Here is a 23,430-nt window from a genome sequence, read left to right as displayed (position 1 = left end):
GAGTAGATAATCTTGTTACTTTTTATTTTTAGTAGCAATATCCACCCAAACTGCTAAAACTAAAATACTTCCCTTTACAATATACTGCCAAAAGGTTTCAATGTTAAGCATACTCATACCGTTGTCCAAGCTAGCCATAACCAAAGCACCGACGATAGCACCACCAATACTTCCTACACCGCCCATTAAACTGGCACCACCTATAACACAGGCAGCGATCGCGTCCATCTCCGCATTTTGTCCTGCAGCGACGGAAGCAGCATTAAGTCTTGAACAGAGCAATATTCCTGCAATCGAAACCAAGAATCCATTAATTGCAAATATACTTAATGTCATCTTATTAACATTAATTCCGGATAACTTAGCTGCTTCTATATTTCCACCTATTGCATAAATTCGGCGTCCGAATACAGTTTTGTTTAATACATAAGTAAAAATAACGGCCAATACAGCGAGAATAAATACAGGAACAGGAAATCCTTGATAGGAATTTAAGACAGTTACAAGCAATAATATCAAAGCCGCACTGAAAACAATTTTTAAGGTTTCAACCGATAAAGGGCGAAGGGCCAAGTTATATTGAACTCGCAATTTTCGGCTGCTTATCGAAGTATAAATGATTGTTGCAATAGCCAATAGCCCTAAAAATATTCCAATTCCTTCTACTAAATAGGCATTACCTAAAAACCTAATTTCTGGGCTCAAGGATGCTACGGTAGTGCCTTTCGTTGCTCCCACAAGAATTCCCCGAAATACCAGTAGCCCGCCAAGTGTCACAATAAAGGAAGGAATTTTTTTATAAGCAATTAACCACCCATTAAACAATCCAATAAGCAAACCTACTAATAATGTAATTCCCATAGCCAGAATACCATCTACTTTAAACCACACATTCGTTATTGCTGCTATACCACCTAGTAAACCCATTAATGAGCCTACCGAAAGGTCAATGTGTCCAGCTATAATTACAAAAACCATACCAATGGAAAGAATCCCAGTTATCGACATCTGTCTAAACAAATTGGATAAATTCCTTGCACTCAAGAAATCTCCATTTGTAGCAAACGTAAAGATTAGCCATATGGATACCAATGCAAATACCATAGTATAGGTTTTAACATTAAAATTAAACATTGATTTCAATGGACTTTGATTCCACTTATTCACTTTTGCATTCGTTTGCTCTATCTTCGTCGTCACACTCTAGTCCCTCCTACAGCACAATGCATGATTTGTTCCTGGTCTAAATCCTTATTAATAAACTCGCCTTTAATTTTGCCTTCATTCATTATTACAATACGATCAGCCATACCAAGAATTTCCGGTAAATCTGATGATATCATAATAATCGCTATACCTTCCGCCGTTAAATTGTTAATTAGATTATATATCTCATATTTAGCACCAACATCAATCCCTCTAGTAGGCTCATCTAGTATTAATACCTTTAATTTTCGCAGTAAATATTTCGCTAGGATAACTTTCTGCTGGTTGCCACCACTTAGATTCTTAATGAGGGCATCCAAGCCTGGTGTTTTTATTTTTAACTTATCGATAAAATGATTCGTATCCGTTAATTCTTTACAATCATCTATGCAGTCTAAGTTCAATCGATAATTTTCAATATTCGCCAGTGTCATGTTTTGCTTAACAGACATTTGCTCTATAATGCCATGACGTTTACGATCTTCCGGCACCATAGCGATGCCGTATTGCAATGCATCATTAGGATGATTAATGTTTATCTTCTTTTTATTCAGAAAAACTTCGCCATACTGTTTACCAGAATGAAAACCATAAATAGCAGAAACCAATTCTGTCCGACCAGCTCCTACTAAACCTGCAAATCCTAAAACCTCACCTTGTTTTAGGTGAAAACTTACATTATCCACTAATTTCTTATTCGCTTCGTTGGGATCATATACGGTGTAATTTTTAACAGCAAAAATCTCTTGCTCAGTTACGTGAGCTACTTTAGGATATAAATCAGTAATTTCCCGCCCTACCATCATTCTTACAATATCATCTCGACAGAGTTCATTCGTAGGATTTGTGCCAATGGATTGACCGTCACGAATAACGGTAACTGTATCTGCTAAACGAAATACCTCATCTAATTTGTGAGATATATAAATACAAGTAACGCCCTTAGCCTTAAGTCGCCCTAAAATATCCATTAAAATCTCTACTTCTCCTTCTGATTGAGAAGCTGTAGGTTCATCCAGTATCAGTAACGTAGCATTCTTCGCCAAAGCCTTCGCGATTTCAACTAATTGTTGCTGACCTGTTCCTAAATGTTTAACAAGAGTATCGGGGTTAATGTCTAATTTCATTTCTTTTAATAAATCCTGGGTTTGGGCTAGCATTGCAGGAGTATTAATAAAACCTTTTCTACTGCATTCATTGCCCATAAAAATATTCTCATACACGGCAAGTTCTTTAAATAGGGCCAATTCCTGATGAATAATAGCTATGCCAGCTTGCTCTGCATCTCTAATATTTTTGATGATAAGATTCTCATTGTTAAAAAATATCTTTCCTTGGTAAGTGTCATGAGGATACACCCCACTTAGTACTTTCATTAAAGTTGACTTGCCAGCGCCATTTTCACCACATAAAGCGTGAATTTCTCCTCGTTTTACCTTAAATGAAACATTTTTTAGTGCTTTTACTCCAGAAAATTCTTTGACGATATCCTTCATTTCTAAAATAAAATCATTCATTTTTATCCCCTCAAATCATAATTGGGAAGGCGGGGAAAACTCTTTTCCCCACCTTTTAATAGACTATCCTTTTGGCCATTTATCCTTTGATACATTTTTAAAGATATCTTCCAATTTGTTGTAACCGTCCTTAATTACAGTTTCTACTATATTCTTAGAATCCACTGCAATAGGAGTAAGTAAAATAGCTGGAACATCTTTCGTACCGTTATTCACTACGCCATCTGTTTTAATTGAGTCACCTTTGGCAAGCTTTACAGCGAGATCTGCTGCAGAGGTTGCTAGATTCTTGATAGGTTTATAGACAGTCATGGTTTGTTTGCCTTCCACGATTCTTTGACAAGCTGCTAACTCAGCATCTTGACCGGAGATGGGAACTTTTCCACCTAAACCTTGCGCTGATAATGCTTGGATAGCGCCACCTGCCGTACTATCATTTGAAGCAACAACAGCATCAATCTTGTTGTTATTCGCAGTCAAAGCATTCTCCATAATCTTCAATGCTTCTTCTGGCAGCCAATCCTTGGCCCATTGGTCTCCGACCACTGTAATATCACCTTTGTCAATTAAGGGTTTTAGAATATTCATTTGTCCTTGACGAAACATCTTAGCGTTATTATCGGTAGGTGATCCCCCCATCAAAAAGTAATTTCCTTTAGGAGCTTCCTTTATGACTGCTTGGGCCTGTAATTCGCCAACTTTGATATTATCAAAGGATATATAGTAATCAACATCGGACTTAGTTATGAGACGATCATAAGCTAATACCTTAACACCAGCTTTATGAGCCTGTTCAATAATTGGTGCAATAGCCTCCCCATTGTGAGGAATAATAACTAACACATTAATACCTTGAGATATTAGATTTTCACATTGAGAAAATTGCGTTTGGTCATCACCATTCGCAGACTGAACAACAACTTCCGCACCTAATTCTTTGGCTTTTTGTACAAAAAGATCACGATCATGCTGCCATCTTTCTAGCCTCAAGTCATCCATACTAACACCGATTTTAATCGTTTTACTTTTTGGAGCCTCTTTAGAAGTAGTCGTCTCCTGTTTGGTACATCCAACTACCCCTAGTAAGGAAATAATACAAATCGCTACCAAAAGAACTAATCTTACATTTTTACCTTTAAACACAGTGCTTCCCTCCAACTATTTTATGATTCTAAAAATAATGAGATGGATTTTATATCGCCTCCTATGTGAATCATTTTTACCTAAGGCGCTGCGACGCTAAATATAGCATCCCGGCAGCCGTTGATTCCATTAGCCTTTTAGACTTCTAGACTTCTAGACTTCTAGGCTTCTAAAAGATATTGATTCAGAATCGATTTTATTTTTTCTTGTCGCCCTGATTGATTGTTTATCCCTTGATTTTCCATTGCATACTTTTCTAACGTATGAAAATCAGCATTCCCTGAAACGATAGCAAGACCTATGCCCTCTGTAAAACTATGATAGCGATCAGCAAGAACATCTTCAAAAACTCTATCTTCAATGAGTTTCTGCGCGACTTTTAACCCTCTAGCAAAACTATCCATTCCAGCGATATGGGCATAAAACAAATCATCCGTATCAATCGAACCTCGTCTTGGCTTGGCATCGAAATTAAGTCCCCCTTTGCCTAAACCGCCATTCTTTAAAATTTCATACATTGCTAAGGTTGTTTCGTACATATCTGTCGGAAACTCGTCTGTATCCCAACCTAGTAATAAATCTCCCTGGTTAGCATCCACTGATCCAAGAATACCATTAATTCTGCACCATCTAAGTTCATGCTGGAAGTTATGACCTGCAAGCGTAGCATGATTGGCCTCAATATTCATCTTAAAGTGTTCCAGTAAACCATATCTTCCTAAGAATGCCACCGCTGCAGCTGCATCAAAATCATATTGATGTTTGGTCGGCTCTTTTGGCTTTGGCTCAATTAAAAACTGTCCTGTAAAGCCAATTTCCTTGGCATAAGCAACAGCCATATGAAAGAATTTAGCCAAATTATCTAATTCTAGTTGCAGATCAGTATTAAGCAGAGTCTCATAGCCTTCTCTACCACCCCAAAACACATAATTCTCTGCCCCTAACTCCTTCCCAACTTCTAAGCCCTTTTTCACCTGTGCCGCACTATAAGCAAAAACATCAGCATTGCAACTCGTAGCTGCCCCATGGACAAACCGAGGGTGGGAAAAAAGATTGGCAGTATTCCAAAGCAATTTTGTTTTACTTGTTTTCATATATTCCTTGATCATAGTTACCATTGTATCTAAATTTTTATTTGTCTCTTGTAAGGTACTTCCCTCAGGAGCTATATCTCGATCATGAAAGGCAAAAAAAGGGACATTTAACTTTTCAAATAATTCAAAAGCTGCCTCGACTCTTACTTTCGCCTTATCCATACCCGTATATTGATCCCATGGTCTGGTCATAGTCGCTGCTCCAAAGGGATCTGAACCCTCCGCGGTAAAGGTATGCCAATAAGCAACAGAAAACCTTAATTGTTCCTCCATGGTTTTCCCAGCCACTATTTCTTCTGGATTATAGTATTTAAACGCCAATGGATTTTTTGATTTAGCACCTTCATAGGCAATCTTTTGTACATTTGCAAAATAAGTCATGTTATATCCTCCATTTCTAAATCGTTGTATGCAATACTTCAAAAGTATCTTTCAGTGTTTTATACAGTCCACGATATACAGGGTAAATAGCATTATATTTTTCCACATGTTCTAAGATAGGCTCCATACTATCTAAAGTTTTAATGGTAGCGTGGCAGGCATTTTCTACATTTGTAAACACCCCTGCACCTACTGCCGCTAAAATAGCCGCACCAAAGGCAGGCCCCTCAACCGAGTTCACAACATCGACGCGCAAATTAAGAATATCTGCTAATATTTGGCGCCATAGAATACTGTTTGCTCCCCCTCCGCTCACCCTAACAGCTTGAATGGAAATGTTTTGTTCCCGCGTAATTTCTAAAGAGTCCCTTAATCCAAAAGCAACCCCTTCTAAGATTGCTCGCGTCATATGTCCTCGTTTATGAGACATACTCAGTCCGATAAATGTCCCCTTAGCATAAGGATCACTATAAGGTGTACGTTCGCCCATTAAATAAGGAAGAAATAATAGACCTTCACTACCTGGTGAAACCATCTTTGCCTCTTCCAACAGTGTTTTAAAACTACCTTCTCCTAACTGACAAACCTCTTCAACCCACCATTTAAGACAAGAGGCAGCTGACAGCATAACGCCCATAACATGCCATTTCCCATTAGCATGACAAAAGGAGTGAAGACGGTTCTGAGCATCCACTGCGTAATTCTCTTGACAAGCGAATACCACCCCTGAGGTTCCCAGAGCCACAGACGCAACACCTGCCGACACAACGCCAGCTCCAACTGCGCCACAAGCTTGATCTCCACCGCCGCCAACTACAGGCGTTCCTGGGCGTAACCTGGTTTCTAAAGCAGCCCGAGAGTTTATCTTGCCAGTTACTTGATCTGATTCATAGCACTTCGGCAACACGTCTTCACGTAAACCTAGTACTTGCAGCATTTCTGGGGACCAACGCCGATTGGCAACATCAAAAAACAATGTACCTGAAGCATCGGATACATCTGTTGCATATTCTCCTGTTAACTGAAAACGTATATAATCCTTCGGCAGCAAAACGTGTCTTATTTTTTCATATACATCGGGACAATTTTTTTTGACCCATAACACTTTAGGAGCTGTAAAGCCTGTCAGTGCCTTATTGCCAGTATATTCGGATAATTTTTCACCTAATTGTTCGGTAAGAGTATCGCACTCAGCATAAGTCCTTTGATCACACCATAACAATGCAGGCATGAGAATCTGATCCTCTTCCCCTAAAAGTACTAACCCGTGCATTTGCCCACTGAGGCCAATGCTACCTATTCTTTCTCCAGCAGCACCCGATTTTTCTACGATTTCTTTAATACCTTCTTTAGTAGCTTGCCACCAGTCTTCAGGATTTTGCTCAGCCCAGCCAGGTTTAGGATAGTACACAGGGTAGTCCTTGGACACGGTTTGAATCACTTTCCCCTCTTCACTCATCAACAATAATTTGACAGAAGATGTTCCAAGATCAATACCTAAGAAAGCATCCATATTACTCCTCCATTCTTCCTTTATATAATTCCGTATACATTTTTCGACTTAATTTGTTGTTTGCACAAACTAAGTTAGATTAAAAAAATAGTTTGTTGTATGGATAAACTATTTCAACATTAGTTAAAAAATTCCTGCAAGAATTATCTTTTTATAACTTATTTTTTTTCATAGACACTCTTTATAGATCCTTACTACCTATTTTTAGTAAGGATCTATAAACGGAAAACATTACTACACTACAGGCGAAGCATAAAGTCTAGATATTACCAGCGCTGCGGCCCCCATAGCACAAGCGTGCATATTAAGCTCAGAAGAGAGTATTTTTACAGAATAATATTTGGAAGCAAAACAGCGGAGCCCAACTTCTTTGCGAAGTTCATCCATAAGTATATCACCTACTAAAGGCAACGTATTTCCAATTATCACGATTTCGGGATTAAAAGCATTAATTAGATTGGCTACACCAATTCCCAAGTACTTTCCCACATATTTAAAACCTTCTTGAGCAGCGTGATCCCCTTTTGTTGCTAAATCAATCAAATCGAAAACGCTTAACGATTCAACGGAGGTCTTCTTTTGCATGTATCGAAATAATGCTTTTTCTGATGCATACTCTTCCCAGCAACCGTGATTTCCACAGGAACAAGCAATGCCATTTAGCTCAACTGTCATATGACCAATTTCACCAGCCAATCCTTGTGAACCCCGATACACTTCGTTATTAATGACAATTCCCGCTCCAATACCAGTTCCAGCGCTAACATATAACAGATCTGTCGCTTTTTTGCCTGAACCAAACCATTTCTCACCAATCGCCCCTGCATTTGCTTCATTATCAATAAATACGGGGACTTGGAATCTAGTTTCAACAATCTCTTTAAGCTTAACGTCCGTCCAGCATAAATTAGGTGCTGACAGAATATGACCCTGTTCATAATTTACAATACCAGGAACACCAATCCCTATACCAATAACGCCACGCACAGAAGGTGGTGCATTTTTAATAGCTTCTTCTATTAATTGAAAGAGATCATCAATTCTCTGTAAAGAGGAATTACCATTCTTCTTTACACTAATACGTCTTTCCCAAATTATTTCTCCCGCGAAATTCGTTAGTACGCTCAAGATATAGTTTACGCCAAGGTCTATACCTATAATATTTCCTACCTCTTTATTAATAGAAAGATGTACTGGCTTGCGTCCGCCCTGTGATTCTCCCGTTCCGGTTTCCATAATTAGTTCTTCTGCTAACAATTCATCTACTAAAGCCGAAACGGTGGATTTATTCAGACCAGTCACTTTTGCTATCTCCGCTCTAGAAATTGGTTTCTTTTTATATATAGTATTTAGGGCTATGGCTTTATTAATTTGTTTTACTAAAATTTGATCAGCAGTTATCATATTTCACTCTACCCTGTCTTTTTATTGTTATTTCTTGTTCTCAGCATAAAATCTAATATTTAGTTTGTTGGATATACAAACTAAACTTCTTCAGCAATATCGCTATTTCCTGCTTTTCAAAAGATATTTTTTTCCTTTTTATAAAGAGAAAAGGGCCTTCCGTTTAACAGCTTTAACACCAGAAAATGTTATGTTTTTTCTGGTTCGCAAAAAACCAGCTAACCAAAGGAAAGCTTAGTTAGCTGGTTTTTCTATAAGCTCTAGTTAATTTAAGATTCTCACTGGTGTACCTAATGGAACGATTCGAGATAGTTCCAATACATCTTTATTATACATTCGAATACAGCCATGAGAAACAATACGGCCAATTGAAGATGGGTCATTGGTTCCATGAATGCCATAGTGAGGTTTACTCAACCCCATCCACATTGCACCAAAGGGACCGCCTGGATTCGGTGCTTTATTAATAATAGAATAGGTACCAGTCGGCGTTGGGGTAACCATTTTACCAATACCCACTGGATAATACTTAACAGCTGAACCGCCTTGATAAAGCACTAATTGTTTGGCTGACAAGTTTACAACAATTGAATACGCCACATCTATCCACCTCCTCTTTAGCATATGCGAAAACTATGTTAACGCTAACTAACGTAAGGTGCTAAGATTATTTATCTTGCAACATACCAATCATTTCTTTAATTAAATCTTTTGCTAGCAAAGCATTCATTAAGTGGTCCTGGGCATGCACTAATAATAGACTGACCTCTTGTTTTTCCCCCTGTGCCTCCAATTGTAATAGATTTGTCTGCATAGCATGTGCTTTTTGTAATTCCTTGGTGGCTTCATCAAGCCGTTCTGCTGCGTCTTTATGTTTACCCGAACGCGCCGCCGCTAATGCCTCAAAACAATAACTACGCGCATTGCCCGCATGCAAAATGATGGTAAAAATAACTTGTTCTCTTTCCACCTTATACCTCCCTCAGATCCTGTTCCTGTTTCGCCAGGCTAAAGGCTTGTTCTAAAACACCGATAGCATCAACACGACCGTAGTTAATCCCATTGATTACGGCACATCCCTTTTTCCTTGACGTAGCTAATGCCTTAATATATTTTTCTTTGTAACAAATCTGTGGTGCAATGAGCACTACATCATAGTTGTTTATATACTTCTCCATTTCATCAACAGAGCAAGCAAAAATATCCATATTTTTTATCTGTTGTTTTTCTCTCTCTGCCTTCATTTTACTCATTAAAAGTCCTGTTGACATGCCTGATGCACATACTAATAGAATATTCATGCTAGGTTCTCCTTTAGTTTAACATTTCTTAATTGCTAACTACTTTCCACAGATAGATTGCTCTTGTTCTTCCTTAACTTTGGCATTATCCCATATTTTTAGAAAGGGATAATAAATGATCCCAGCAATAACAAAATTTAAACCTTGCAGCGCTATCCCTTTCCAGTCTCCCGTTACCAAAAAGCCACTCACAAAAGCAGGAGTCGTCCAAGGAGCCAAAGCATAGGGCTTGGCAACGATTCCCGAATTCATAAATACAAAAGTAGTCATTACACAAACCAAGGGAGCAATAATAAAGGGAATCATCATAATTGGGTTCATTACGATCGGCATACCAAACGTAATCGGTTCATTGATATTAAAAAAGCCTGGCAAAATTGAAGTTTTGCCCAATGCTTTTAATTGGCTGGATTTTACGGTAGTCAATAACAATACTGCTAGTGCTAGAGTAGTACCAGAACCACCAATAAGGATAAAAGCATCGATAAATTGTTGACAGATAACATTGGGAATTACTTCACCGACAATTTTAGCCGCAGCATTTTGTTGGGTAAAAGCCAACCAAATAGGTCCCATAATTCCCGTCCCGACTAAAGCTTGCCCATGTATTCCAAAGGCCCATAAAAGTTGAATAGCAAACACAGCGAATAATGTCGCTGGGAGCGTACCACCTAGATTTAAAAGGGGGGCCGTAACTACTTTATTAATAACGCTAGGAATGGATAACCCTCCCCCATCTGCTAACGATACATTAACTAGTAATATAATAGTTAGAATAACGAAACCAGGCAGTAAGGCTGCAAAGGATCTTCCTACGGAAACAGGAACTCCTTTTGGCATGGTAATGATAATATTCTTATTAATCATAAACCGCTGTACTTCCACTACAAATATCCCAATAGTCATAGCAACAAATAATCCTTCACTCCCCATTAATCTGGAGGCAATATTGCCCTCCTTGGTTAAAGGGGAGGCCAGGAGAAACGCAGAAACGCTCAAAAGACCCGAAGACAAGGTATCTATTTGATAGGAAGCAGCTAAAGCATATGCCACGGAAAATGCTGCTACCAGCCCCATAATACCAAAAGTAGCACTCACTACTGCAAGCAAAGCAGTACTATAGGGGGCCACTATTTTAGCAAAGAATTCAATTGGCGGAAAGGCAAAAACCAAAAAAAATGATCCAATTAATAATAGGGGAATGGTAGCAACTACACCATCCCTGATCGCTTGCAAATGCCTGTGTTCCGAAATTTCACCTACAATCGGCAGGAAATATTTTTCAAGAAATCTAATTATCTTATCCAGTAAAAAACACCTCCTATCCCATTTTAACTAGTATGTATAATGAATTAATTTCACAATATTGCAATATTCGCTGATAGGTAACTTGATACGCAAATTTTCTTCGATAGACTGTAGGGCCGCCTCTACAATAACGTAGATCTCTTTATCTATCTCCATATCTATTAATTCGCAGGAATTGGAAGGAGCAATAACTTCACCTGTAAGCAATTTTTCAATGGCACAGGCCAAATGAAGAATTAAGCCAATACTGGCATCCTCACTAATGAAAAAACCATTTCTAGCTAGTTCCAAGTAAAACAAGCGGAAAGATTCCATAAACTTTTCACTATCAATACTGACATGCTCACTAATAATCTTTTGCATAAAACTTAGTCTATCTAACGAGAATACAGTTTTTCCTTCCGAAATGTTTTGCTCTTCGTCTACGTCTAAAGATATGTTACAAGGTAAAGTTTCTTTCCCATCACAAAATACGTTTGCTAATAAAATGTCTAGTTTGCCTTCGAGTAATTGTTTTGGAGAAATATAGTGTACAACACTATCCTTTGGCCGAATACTACTAACTACGGCGATTAAATTTTTTTCTTTTTTTATCTTAGTTAGCTTAGCGTCAAAATCCTTCATACTAGAAATTTCCATAGGAATGATATCAACCCTTCTCTCTTGGGCGGTTAATAAACTTTCGATCATAGTTTTCAGCTTAATGGCTGTACCTTTACCAGTGATACAAGCTACTACAATCACATCATTCTTTAGGCGATTACTAATTTCAGGTGGATTTGAATATATCCGACCAATGTAGGGACTCAAGTTAGTTACAGCATAATATATATCATCTAAAGGAACTCGCATTAGCGATTTTCTAACAGCTTCTAATACCATAGGCGTGCTGGTCATCTCAATGGTTTTTATCGGAATGGATGTATTCTCATAAATCATATGGCCAAACATCACTAAAGATCCCATATCAACTAGCATGATGACGCCTTGCCCTTCATTTCGTTCTTTCACTAGTTGCGTAATTTCCGCTAATGCGGTTTCCGTCTTTTTTTCAAGAGGCATATCATATCCAATGGCATGTTGTTCACCGAGCAGTCGATTGGCAACTTCGGCCATGGAGCTGGCAGTACTTGTCCCATGCATGGCAACAACTACACCAACCCGCCCATGATATTCCTTGCCAATATACTCATCTAATACGATAAACATGGTGATAAATCCTATTTCATCAAGTGGTATCTGTATGCCAAAAGTTTCTTTTAACAATACTCCAAAATGAACCGCTGCCGAAAACTCTTTAGAATAGGATTTCTGTATCTCAGTTAAATGAGGATTTGAAATTTCCTTCCCTTCACGAATCCTCTCCAGGGTGCTGGATATATGTATCGACATCCCAAATAGGATCTTATCATTAAATTGCTTACCAATTTTATTAGATGCAAACCGCAAAAACTTTTGCGTTACATCTACCACTTTTCTATCCACTATTTTGTACAATGCTTCCAAGTTATCTTTACGAAACTTAGCCATATATTGCTTAATATAGGTATCAATATCCAAGCCCATAATGAGCTGAATATTTTTTTCGCTCATCCCTTTCGTTCTGAGGCTTTTTATCTTTTGTTCGAGTACTTCATAAATACTTACTGTATCCCTATATTTAATCTGAATTTTTTTCCCATGAGAAACTTGAAAAATAATATCTTCTGTTAGGCCAATCGTATCAAGATCCTCTCGATGTTCCTTGTATTTCACGAAGCCTTTCAGAATGTATTCTGGTAATTCCTCACTACTGACTTTGATAATTTCATCCTTGCTGCCTACATAATCTAAAAACGCCCTAGCACAACTAAGTTTGATATCACTTTTTAGTTGACCAATATTATTAGGACAATCATATAATAAAAACGCTTTTAAGGCATTCGGTGATACACTGATAGGAACATTGAGACATTGTACCTCTTGCTTGAAAAAACTTTTAATTAATTCCCAGCGTTCGCTTATCGTTCGCTCTCTGATAACTGGCAGCTTAATAATCATAGGAATACGCCGGGTAAAAGTTTTAAGTAACGAGGAATCAACGTTTTCCGTTGTGGCACAAATAATTAAAACCTCTACCTTTCTATAGGACTCTACTTCTCCCATACTGCGGAATAATCCCTTATCAATTAGATAAAATAGCATTTCTTGCCCTTCTGGCGACAAACGATGGACCTCGTCCAAAAATAAAATACCACCATTCGCTTTTTCCACTAAGCCTACTCGGTCACGATCTGCACCGGTATAACTCCCCTTTTTTGCACCAAATAATTGGGCTAACAGAAGCTGTGGATTATGGGCATAGTCCGCACAATTAAAGGCGATGAAGGGAGCGTCAGCCTGCAGCTTCCCAATTTCCTGGGCATAACGAAAAATGGTTTCAGCAAACATGGATTTGCCGACTCCAGTCTCGCCTAGTAACAAAGTATGTAAGCCAAGCGGTGGGTATCTCACAGCGGCTTTAGCTTGCTTAACGGCATTTTTCAAACTTTTGTCCGCACCAATGATAGCATCTAAGGCTGATCGTTCCATTTGATCCTCGTCTTCACTTTGCGAGCTATCAATACTTTGATATAAAACTGGTTTACCTTCTATTTTCTCCAATCTCCCAGCCTTTACTAACGCATTTAAATCGCAAGAAGCATTGGATCTCTGAATGCCAAGTCTAATAGCCACCTGCTCAGTGGATACACCCGTTACTATCCCTTCTGTATTGGATTGTTCTTCGCATAACCTTTTAACGATTGTGAATACATTTTCGATTCGTTTCATCCCTACCTCCGACCTTTTACCACATTAAATCCAAATTTATATCAATACACATCTCCAACTATTGTCTAAATATTTCCACTTCACTTCGTGGTTTTATACACATTATCCTGCAAAATCTTTACTTTATATACTTTTCGAGAATCCCACAAATGACTTGAAGTCCTTTTTCAATTTCCCTATTATTGCTACGGGAAACGCTTAACCGTATACCCTTTTCATAAAAAGAATCATCAATATAATACAATCTACCTGAAGTCACAAGAACATGCTGTTTCCTTAATTCATTAATAAAAAGATTTTCATTTATATACTCGGGAAGTTTCATATAAGAATAGAACCCGCTTTCCCCGCCAATGCACTTTATCGGGTATTTTTCTATATCACGAAAACCACTCCGTAATGCTTTAAGTCGCTGCCCTAATTCTTTTCTAATTGAACTTACATGTTTTTCTAGTAATTTACTGCGAATGTAGATATCTAATGTTGCCTGGGAAACCAAAGAAGCGGAAAAGTAAGAATGATAATAAGAATACCAGGCATACTCTTCAAAAATTGGCACTAAATGAATAGGAATCACAACGAGTCCAATTCTAAACCAGGGTATTATTTTAGAAAAACTTTTTAAGTAAATATGATGACAGTGGTCGCCCAACGTATAAATTGTATCGTATTTATGGTCTATAGAAGAAACATCACCAAAATAATCATCTTCAACAACATACACATCATATTTTGCTGCTAATGCCGCTATTCCTTTTCTTTCAGCTTTGCTATATGACGTTCCTAATGGATTATGATTACGAGGTACTGTATAAAAGAACTTAATTTTCTCTTCTCGAAAAATAGCTTCAAGTAGATTTAAATCTATACCTTCTTCAGATCGTTTTATGCCTTTTACCTTAGCACCAATGTGTTTTAAAAAATCAGTGAAAAATCGATAGGTCGGCTGCTCTATCAAAATTACATCCTTTCCATTAGGAAAAGGCATTTGGGTTAACATACTTAGGGCTTGTTGAACCCCTAAGTTAACAAATATGCTCTTGGGAGAAGTGAAAACCTGAAAATTGGCAAGGTATTTCGACATAATGTTTCGCAGCGACTCTGTTCCATGTAAATCCCTCAGAGCAGAATAATTATTGCTGCTATCAACCGCTCTATTAAGACAATGTTTTAGGTCAGGAATATGTATTTTACCGATTAGCGGATTACCTGTTGAAAAATCGATAACAGAATTATCTACTACTTCATTCTTCAGTAAATTCTCCAACACGTAGTAGCCACTTTGGGGTACAGAATATACAATGTGTTTCATTTTTAATGACTCATATGCCTTAACAACCGTGCTTTGACTGCAATGATAGCTTTTAGCCAACTCTCGAACCGATGGCAATTTTTTCTTTTTGTAAGTACCTTGTAAGATATTTTTTTCTAAATCTTCTACGATATTTTGATACATATCTTCCGTTACCCCCCTTCAACTGTACTAATACAGTTCTACTCATCATGATTGCTCCCCTTCCCTTGCCACTAATTTATGGAAATATAATTTAGCGTCAGGGGAGGTCCCTGCTCATGAATGTTTTAAAGGTTGTAACCTACCTCAGTGTAAGGCCTATCTTTCCTTAACTACGAAATAGGAATAACTCATAGAAAAACGACGCCTGATCTATTCAACTGATCTGGCGTCATTTTTATAAGAATAGTTGTCTTTAGGGTATTCGTAAAAAGTTATAAGATAAGCTATATTTATCGGCTTGTTCCGTCTATGTTTGAAAACAACTAGGTTTTACAATATAATCATCGCCACAATATGGACGGCATTTAAGCTTGCAGTTTTCATTTTTCATATAGAATTTAATAAATCTTTTTATCTAATCTACTTTTTAAACATTAAAATCATTTCTTCTATTAAATCTTTTGCTAAAATAGCAGTCATCAAATGATCTTGGGCATGTATCAATAAGAGGTTTATTTCCTGTTTTCCTCCCCGCGCTTCCGCTTGTAACAACTCCGTTTGAATTTGATGGGCAGCAATAAGCTGTATTTTTGCCTGGGCCATACTTTCGTCTGCTTCCGTAAACTTATGATCGCGTGCATAACGTAGCGCCTCTAAGGCGTGGCTACGAGCATCGCCTGCATGTAGTATGATTGAAAAAGCAACTTGTTCAGTCTCCATCTGGTGTCTCCTTTTTTTTAAAAAATAACTATTTCTTTAATTGATATGCTTGAGCAAGGACTTTCTTGCCATCGACCATACCATAACTTACAGAATCAATGACAGCATATCCTTTCCCCTTTGCTGTAGCAATTTCACTAATACTCTTTAATTTGTATCTTATTTGTGGTCCGATAAGCACCACTTCACAGTTATCAATATGCAGCTCTAACTCATCCACTGAGCAAGCAAAGATAGTATCCTGATTCCCATTGGCTTCACTTTCATTTTGCATTTTAGTTACCAAAAGACTAGTAGACATTCCTGCATTGCAAACTAATAAAATATTCATAATAACATACCTCTCTTCTCATCTTTAATCCTAATTTTATAATCTCGATGCTATAGACCTCTTATGGATCCATAGCATCGAGATCTTATTACTTAAACTCCAATCGTTAGGTTTGATTTAGCCTTAGCATCCTGTGCAGCACCAAATTCTTCTTTTGTTTTCGCTGCATCCCACATTTTAAAGAAGGGGTAGTAAACCGCACCAGTAATAAAGAAGCAAAATATCTGCAATACTGCCGCTCTTATATCACCCGTATCTAAAAACGCATTGATAATAGGAGGAGTAGTCCATGGCGCCATGACAAATAACTTATCTACTAAACCTGCATCCATAGCAAAGTACGCAATCGTAATAGAAATAAGCGGTGCGAAAATAAAGGGAATCATCAGTACAGGGTTCATTACAATTGGCATACCAAAAAGAATCGGTTCATTGATAGCGAAAAACGCAGGGCCTATTGCTGACTTACCTAAAGCTTTTAACTGTTTGGATCTGGCAATGGTAAGTAGCATGATTGCCAGTGCAAAGGTGGCACCGGATCCGCCAATATTACCATAAACATCCCATAATTGCTGACATATAATATTGGGAATAGGTAGGCCAGCAGCTTTTGCGGCGGCATTTTGTTGGGCTAATGTTAAGTATACTGGACTCATTACACCACCAACTAAGGCAGCCCCATGAATACCAACACTCCATAGCAACTGGGCAAAAAATATAGCAAGCAGGAAGGCTGGCAAACTGCCACCAAGGCTAAGTAGTGGTGCAGCAAGAATCTTGTAAATAATATCTTGCAAATTGGTTGCACTCATAGATAACATGCTGTTAATAAACCACACGACACTTATTGAGATAAACCCAGGAATCAATGACATAAAGGAACGAGCAACCGCAGGAGGTACGCCCTCTGGCATTCTGATAACAAGATTTTTCTTAATCATATAGCGCTGTACTTCCACTACAAAGATCGCTATCAGCATAGCTACGAACAACCCTTTACTCCCCATCCAAGCGGAAGCAATATTACCATCTTTGGTAAAAGGAGTCGCTAACATAAAGGTTGCCACACTAATCAAAGCATTTCCTAATGGATCCATTTTATAAGAGCCAGCCAATGAATATGCAATAGAAAATGATGCCATTAATCCCATGAGACCCATTGTAGCATTGTTAACGGAACATAAACTACCAACATAGGGTTCCACCATTTTTGCCAATCCAGCAACAGGAGGAAAGGCAATAATTAAAAAGAACGAGCCCATTAATAATAGAGGTATTAAGGATACGACACCATCTCGAATTGCTTTTAAGTGCCTCTGGTCACCAATGCGAGTCGCAACAGGTGCATAATATTCTTCGAGCCATTTGATAAATTTGTCCATAAAGCAACACTCCTTTTTCTTTTACTTACCTGCTACTAGATATTGCAAGATGCATGCCAATACGTAACAAGAGCTTTTCATGCCATTTAGGGGTCACTTTACAGTTCGGACTTCTCTTATAGGACTCTGCTCTGAAGGCTCTATTTATAGGCTTCTTACCACTGCAGACTGGCATAGATAGGTAAGTGATAAAGCTTGCGTATCCTTGTACTAGAATGTGTATTCTATCTCCTGGGATCTGTATTATTTTTTGCCATATATACATCATTTTCTAAATACAAGTGTATTTTTTTCCCAAAGTAATGCTAAAAATAAGAAAAACGCTACGCGTCCTTTTTGAACCACAAAGACACAAAGGTCACAAAGAGGTTCTATCCATTTCATTCCCATCTTCTTTGTGTGCCGCGATAGCGGCATTGTGTCTTTGTGGTTCAATCTTTTTAACTAGAAACTTATAAATTCTGATACCATCAAAAAGGACTGCCCTAAATAGGCAGTCCCCAAGATTGTTCTATCTAAATGGGGTGGATGCTCAGCTTTCCGCTTACAATTCCTTCCCATTGGTTTCAATAACGTTTTTATACCAGTAGTAGCTTTGCTTTTTAATACGTCTCATATCTTTTTCACTCTCTTCATCTCGATTAACATATACAAAGCCATAACGTTTTTGGTAACCATTGAGCCAACTCAGTAAATCTGTATAAGACCAAACACAGTAGCCTAATAAATCGACTCCATCTGTAATGGCTTTTTTGCATTCTTCAAGATGTCTACGGATAAAAGCAATTCGATAATCGTCATTCACTATATCCTCTTCTTCGAGTGTATCAAAAGCACCTAAACCATTTTCTGAAATAAGAATTGGCAATCTGTAGCGACTCGTAATTCTGCGCAAGGCAATACGTAATCCTATTGGGTCAATCTCCCAGTCCCAATCTGTCGCTTCTAAATTAGGATTTCTGATGGTTTTAAATAAACCTGGAATACCAGTATCCGGTGTAGATCCTTTTTTCCCTGTTGTATTCATTTCACCTGCTCCAACTCCAGTAAGTGAATTTATTTCATAGGTAGTCGTCCTATAATAATTAACCCCCATAAAATCGGGAATCCCAGCTTTCAATAGTTCCCTATCGCCATCTTCTATAGTTGGAGCCAAACCTTCTCTTTCGAGATAGTTCCAAACTGCCTTGGGATATTCACCCCAAGCATACACATCCATCCACCAGAAACTATTTAGTTCTTCCGCGTTTTCATAGGCCAATACATCTTCTGGTTTACTGCTAGATGCATAGGCAGGAGAGTAAGCAAAGCTTGGGCCTATTTTCCCATTAGGTACAACCTTTCTAAAACATTGGATGACCTTAGCATTCGCTAAGCTGGCAATATGATTTGCTTGATACATCCGCTTGCAGTCCATAACCTTTGGAGGATGAGCCCCACTTAGATAACCATGCATAATAAATATATTTTGTTCATTCAAGGTTACCCAATATTTTACTCGATCACCATATCGTTTGAAGAGGGTAATACAATAGTTGCTAAAATCTTCGATGATTTTTCTAGATTCCCAACCGCCGTATGCCTCCTGCAATGCTTGGGGTAGATCCCAGTGGTATAAGGTAATAATAGGCTCTACATTATTTTTGATCAGTTCATTGATTAAATCATCGTAGAATTTTAGACCTGCTTCATTGACCTCACCGCTGCCTTCAGGATAAATGCGAGTCCAGGCAATGGAGAAACGATACGCTTTTAGCCCCATCTGGGCCATCAAGGCAACGTCCTCTTTATAACGATGATAATGATCGACAGCTACATCACCATTCGTTCCTTTAAAGGTAGTGTTAGGAATTCGGACATAAACATCCCAATTAGAAGGCCCTTTGCCATCTTCATCCCAAGCTCCTTCCACCTGATAAGCCGCCGATGCTGCCCCCCACAAAAAGTTTTCAGGAAAATCCACCAAATTTTTATGAATCATATCGATTACCCCTTTACTTAGAATAATACTATATCAGAAGTCTGAAAAAGACCGATAACAAATTGTTAGCGGTCTTTTTCAATTATTTGATTAGAAGTGCAAGTCAAACTGAGTACGAATTAGCTTTCTGTTGTATTCCGACGCTGAGTTAGATATTCCTACCTTTTGATCGGAGTAAAGAGTTGTCCATTGCACATTTTTGGCAATTGCATAATCAACACCTAACACCCAACCTTTAGAATCTTGTCGCAATGAATCCCACTCGTCATCGTGGGAAGGATCTCCATTTAAGCCAAATTTGAAGTATCTAGCATATAATCCATAGGAACCTGGATTATTAAGATCACAAGCCTTGTAATCTAATCTAACATGCTGTGTATTGTTAAAATCATCTGCATTGGTTTTCGCATAAGTACCTGTCAATTTCAAATCCTGAGTCAATTTGCTGGTAAGAGTGACTCCACCCCAGCTGCTCATTTGCTGTTTTTTCACGGAAGTAGTTGGAGCAACCCAGCTTGGCAGACCGTTTACATCTTCGTAATGACCTGCTGTAGTAATTGTCCGCTCATTTTTTTGATTGCCACCAACTAGCAAGTTAATATTTAGCTTCTTTGAAATGTCGGTATTAAAGTTAACGCCATAAATATTTGTATTCGTAGCATCAACAAGACTAATAGCTCCATTACCTTGAGTAGGCTTAGCCGCAAATACAGTTGTTTTTAATTTTCCTGTGGGAATATCTAACCATAAACCTGTAGCTTCATGGCCCCACACTGCATTGTCCGTAAATCCAAACCATTTTCTACCGGCAGTTACACCGACATCGCCAACTGAACCTGTAGCCCAAATTCTGAACCAAGTACCATCACCATCATTCGTATTATCTTGTTTAGTACCTAAATTACTCCATCCACTACTAGTGTAATCGTGTCTTGTCTCACTTGCCCAATGCCCTTCCCATTTATCGTTTATCTTACCAGCTCCTTCAATGGCCATGAAGTAATGTTTGTTACCCCCGTTAATATTATGTCCGTCACTGGTATCACTATCATATTTACCGCGGATAAAACCGCTCCATTTTACATTATCCACCTTATTTTCTACTGTAGTCATACGAACATCCAGTTTGGTAAGTTCACTAGCGTATTCCTGGGATAATTTTTCAATAAGGGCCTTATTGCTTGCGTCAGCTTTATCCACCTTTGACATTGCTTTTGCTACAATGATTGCCATCTCATAACGACTAATGGTTGTATCACCACGGAATGTACTATCACCATATCCTTCAAGAATACCGTCGTTAGCCAATTTGGTAACAGCGCCGTAGGACCAGTGTTTCGCAGGGACATCAGAGAAAGGATTTACTACTGCTGCAAAGGAAGTTCCGGCTATACCTAACACCATAGAAGCTGCCAGAGTTGCAATTAACTTTTTTTTCATAATTAAAATCTCTCCTTAGGTTTTTTCGTTTTTTCTTGTACTACTGAGCCTAATTTGAGAGGGACCTATCTAAGTGTCTACATTTCCTTACATATTCCCTAACCAACAAGCCCATATCTACTATTACGCCATATACTGTACTCAGGTACCTAATATCTGGCACCCCCCTCACCTGAGCCGTATTATGTAATAGAAGATCTAAAGTATTCTTACTCCTATACTTTGCAAGTCCCATGCCAATATTTTCATAGCAGTTTGCTATTTTACTATAAAAAGGCTTCCATTCCTCTACTTCCAGCAATATCAATATTTGCGTGTTATGCGAAAGGTCACTTTTCAGCTTTAAAAGTTGGTAACCTAAGAAGGTACAGTAACGTGTATCTCATACCTTGTAATGTGTATCCTTTTTTTATGCGTTTGTCCAATAAGTGGAATGTAGTGTATTGCTTTTATGTTGATACAATATTTACTACTACTAAACCTTATATTGTTGTGAAATATGGGATACAAAAAAACTCAACTGGTAGTTGATTCTACCAGTTGAGCTTTTTGGGGACTATTCGTTTTTAATAACGTTCTAAGCCTTATTTTACTTAACTTACAAGCCTTCATATTTGCCGTTATCGACGGATCAACGTTTCCACCAAAGATAAATAACCAATAAGCCACTCCACAATCCCGTTAAGATCTGATACTCCTTAATCGATGAAAATGTAGCAAAAACATATAGCAAAGCTATACATACTACTATATAAAATAAATCATATAGGATTTGCCATATTTTAGACCGATCTGCAATAGGTTTCTTCGGTACAATTGCTTTATACCATGGCTCAAAGCTCTCCCTTTTTGGTTTAACAGCAAAAAACTTTGTTTCATTGATGATCGGCAAAGGCTGGGTATCGTCTAAGGGATCTTTTAGCCTCCCACCGCAATGGCGGCAATATCTTGCATTATAAGAAAGTTTTTTACCACAAGAATCACAATACATGGTTACCCTCGCATACCTTTTCTTACTCTATAGTTTTCCCAATATTTACAGTTCTTTTTCATATCAGAACAAAAATAGTAGGAAAATCTTCTAGAAGTAATATACATTATCCTTCCTATTATACCTCCTGCTCTTTTATATGAGAAATATAGGCACGGTCAGCATATGTTTGTGAATAACTAGATACTTCTTCAAAATCTACGATAAAGAGTCCAGGAGTCTTCATCAAATCAAGGGCCACAACCTGATCGATATCATTTTTATCTTGGCTAGAAGTAATACGAACTATGGGGGTAGTTTTGTTTTTTATATCAACACCAAGAATCACACCACTTTGCTGGTTACTAAGTCTCACTGTTTTTCCAATAGGGTAGATCGCAACGTTCTGGTTAAATTTTTCAATAATAGCCGGGTTAAAGTATTCCCCTGCCGCTTTGTTTAAAATGGCAACTGCATAATATACAGGTGTAGGCAAGCGATGAGGCATTCCTACAATCAAACGCTCGTAGACATCGGCGACACTAATAATCTGGGCATATTCACAGATATCATTTCCCTTAAGGCCCATAGGATAACCACTACCATTCCAGCGCTCATGATGCTGAAAACAGGCATTAAGAACATTAACTGATAAGGAGTAATTTTCACGTAAGATTTCTAAGGAGTAAAATGGATGCCGCCTATACTCGTCCTTTTCCTTCTTCGTTAAGTAGTTAGGAAATTGCTGTGCTACGTTCTGTGAAAATTTAATTTTACCGACATCGTGAAGTATCGCTGCCAATCCCAATTCATCTAACTGCTTAGCATCATATCCCATAGCAATACCAGTCATAATTGACAAAATGCAAGTATTGATGGCATGAGAAAACATATACCCTTCCTTACGTCGTATGTCTAGAAGGTTAACCATACTTTCTGGCTTCTGTCCCAGATGATGAATCCATTCACTAACAAGATTTTTCACGTTATCTAGTTTTAGTCCTTTACCAACATTAAAGTTATTAATTACTTCCCGTGCAGCGCCTAAGGCCTCTTGCTTTTTTTGTGGACTATAAAAGTCTTCTTCAACTTTAGCCTTTTCTTCGATTTCTAGATCTCCAACAAACAGCGTTGTAAAACCTTTATTGCGAAGATACTCAATGTACCTTTCCTTCATTACTATGCCCTCATGAAGCAAAACCGTACCATCAGCGGTAATGAGTGGCTTCGATAAATACATGCCCGGCTCTATTTCATCTAAAGTTATACTGCGCATAAAAAGTTCCCTCCTAGGATCAACGTGTTAACCACTAATTCTTACTATGTATATCGAAACATTAGCCAAAATACTTAAAAAATCAAGAACGTAATTTGTGCCTGTATTGTCGTCTGGCTGTTATGGCTATAATAATCCAAGGGAACACCACTAATAAACCAAATAATTGCCTACTATCACGTAAAATAAAATCCTG

Annotated in this window: 19 protein-coding genes; all 19 read right to left on the bottom strand. The window is 38.1% G+C overall.

Annotated elements, in window-relative coordinates; translation table 11 throughout:
* Positions 1–15 precede the first annotated feature (15 nt).
* The 19 genes from UFO1_RS23810 to UFO1_RS23720 all read right to left on the bottom strand — a co-directional run bounded on the left by UFO1_RS23810 (position 16) and on the right by UFO1_RS23720 (position 23,234).
* Positions 16–1,200 (bottom strand): sugar ABC transporter permease, encoded by a 1,185-nt coding sequence (locus UFO1_RS23810; RefSeq protein WP_038674732.1) that lies wholly within the window; start codon positions 1,198–1,200, stop codon positions 16–18.
* Positions 1,197–2,723 (bottom strand): xylose ABC transporter ATP-binding protein, encoded by a 1,527-nt coding sequence (locus tag UFO1_RS23805; RefSeq protein ID WP_038674731.1) that lies wholly within the window; start codon positions 2,721–2,723, stop codon positions 1,197–1,199. Before UFO1_RS23805 ends, UFO1_RS23810 begins: the two co-directional genes overlap by 4 nt.
* A gap of 63 nt (positions 2,724–2,786) precedes the next feature.
* A complete protein-coding gene (gene xylF, locus UFO1_RS23800) occupies positions 2,787–3,866 on the bottom strand; it encodes a D-xylose ABC transporter substrate-binding protein (RefSeq protein WP_038674729.1) in 1,080 nt (359 codons plus the stop codon).
* Positions 3,867–4,027: 161 nt separating this feature from the next.
* Positions 4,028–5,341 carry a xylose isomerase gene (xylA, locus tag UFO1_RS23795; protein ID WP_038674727.1) on the bottom strand — a complete coding sequence of 438 codons (1,314 nt, stop codon included), beginning with the start codon at positions 5,339–5,341 and terminating at the stop codon, positions 4,028–4,030.
* A 16-nt stretch (positions 5,342–5,357) separates the two neighbouring features.
* Positions 5,358–6,854: a xylulokinase gene (gene xylB, locus UFO1_RS23790; RefSeq protein ID WP_038674725.1), complete on the bottom strand. Its 1,497-nt coding sequence runs from the start codon at positions 6,852–6,854 to the stop codon at positions 5,358–5,360.
* A gap of 234 nt (positions 6,855–7,088) precedes the next feature.
* Positions 7,089–8,258: an ROK family transcriptional regulator gene (locus UFO1_RS23785; protein ID WP_038674723.1), complete on the bottom strand. Its 1,170-nt coding sequence runs from the start codon at positions 8,256–8,258 to the stop codon at positions 7,089–7,091.
* Positions 8,259–8,522: 264 nt separating this feature from the next.
* Positions 8,523–8,858: a L,D-transpeptidase gene (locus UFO1_RS23780; RefSeq protein ID WP_201771046.1), complete on the bottom strand. Its 336-nt coding sequence runs from the start codon at positions 8,856–8,858 to the stop codon at positions 8,523–8,525.
* 67 nt (positions 8,859–8,925) lie between these two features.
* Positions 8,926–9,228 carry a PTS lactose/cellobiose transporter subunit IIA gene (locus UFO1_RS23775; protein WP_038674719.1) on the bottom strand — a complete coding sequence of 101 codons (303 nt, stop codon included), beginning with the start codon at positions 9,226–9,228 and terminating at the stop codon, positions 8,926–8,928.
* Position 9,229: 1 nt separating this feature from the next.
* Positions 9,230–9,559 (bottom strand): PTS sugar transporter subunit IIB, encoded by a 330-nt coding sequence (locus UFO1_RS23770; protein ID WP_038674717.1) that lies wholly within the window; start codon positions 9,557–9,559, stop codon positions 9,230–9,232.
* Positions 9,560–9,598: 39 nt separating this feature from the next.
* A complete protein-coding gene (locus UFO1_RS23765; RefSeq protein ID WP_038674715.1) occupies positions 9,599–10,867 on the bottom strand; it encodes a PTS sugar transporter subunit IIC in 1,269 nt (422 codons plus the stop codon).
* A 27-nt stretch (positions 10,868–10,894) separates the two neighbouring features.
* Entirely contained in the window at positions 10,895–13,678 is a 2,784-nt protein-coding gene (locus UFO1_RS23760; protein ID WP_038674714.1) for a sigma-54-dependent transcriptional regulator, read from the bottom strand.
* A 118-nt stretch (positions 13,679–13,796) separates the two neighbouring features.
* A complete protein-coding gene (locus tag UFO1_RS23755; protein WP_038674712.1) occupies positions 13,797–15,134 on the bottom strand; it encodes a PLP-dependent aminotransferase family protein in 1,338 nt (445 codons plus the stop codon).
* A gap of 420 nt (positions 15,135–15,554) precedes the next feature.
* Entirely contained in the window at positions 15,555–15,854 is a 300-nt protein-coding gene (locus UFO1_RS23750; protein WP_038674710.1) for a PTS lactose/cellobiose transporter subunit IIA, read from the bottom strand.
* 28 nt (positions 15,855–15,882) lie between these two features.
* Positions 15,883–16,185 carry a PTS sugar transporter subunit IIB gene (locus tag UFO1_RS23745; RefSeq protein ID WP_038674708.1) on the bottom strand — a complete coding sequence of 101 codons (303 nt, stop codon included), beginning with the start codon at positions 16,183–16,185 and terminating at the stop codon, positions 15,883–15,885.
* A gap of 92 nt (positions 16,186–16,277) precedes the next feature.
* Complete coding sequence (gene celB, locus UFO1_RS23740) at positions 16,278–17,567, bottom strand: PTS cellobiose transporter subunit IIC (RefSeq protein WP_038674706.1); 1,290 nt, start codon at positions 17,565–17,567, stop codon at positions 16,278–16,280.
* Between the two features lie 544 nt (positions 17,568–18,111).
* Entirely contained in the window at positions 18,112–19,548 is a 1,437-nt protein-coding gene (locus UFO1_RS23735) for a glycoside hydrolase family 1 protein (RefSeq protein ID WP_038674704.1), read from the bottom strand.
* 90 nt (positions 19,549–19,638) lie between these two features.
* On the bottom strand, positions 19,639–20,988 hold the full coding sequence (locus UFO1_RS23730) for an S-layer homology domain-containing protein (protein WP_038674703.1): 1,350 nt from the start codon (positions 20,986–20,988) through the stop codon (positions 19,639–19,641).
* Positions 20,989–21,619: 631 nt separating this feature from the next.
* Positions 21,620–21,979: a zinc ribbon domain-containing protein gene (locus UFO1_RS23725; RefSeq protein ID WP_038674701.1), complete on the bottom strand. Its 360-nt coding sequence runs from the start codon at positions 21,977–21,979 to the stop codon at positions 21,620–21,622.
* Positions 21,980–22,097: 118 nt separating this feature from the next.
* Positions 22,098–23,234 carry an HD-GYP domain-containing protein gene (locus UFO1_RS23720; RefSeq protein WP_236639294.1) on the bottom strand — a complete coding sequence of 379 codons (1,137 nt, stop codon included), beginning with the start codon at positions 23,232–23,234 and terminating at the stop codon, positions 22,098–22,100.
* Positions 23,235–23,430: the final 196 nt, after the last annotated feature.

Source organism: Pelosinus sp. UFO1, from assembly GCF_000725345.1.
GTDB lineage: Bacteria > Bacillota > Negativicutes > DSM-13327 > DSM-13327 > Pelosinus.
This window is presented reverse-complemented; position numbering and strand designations above follow the sequence as displayed.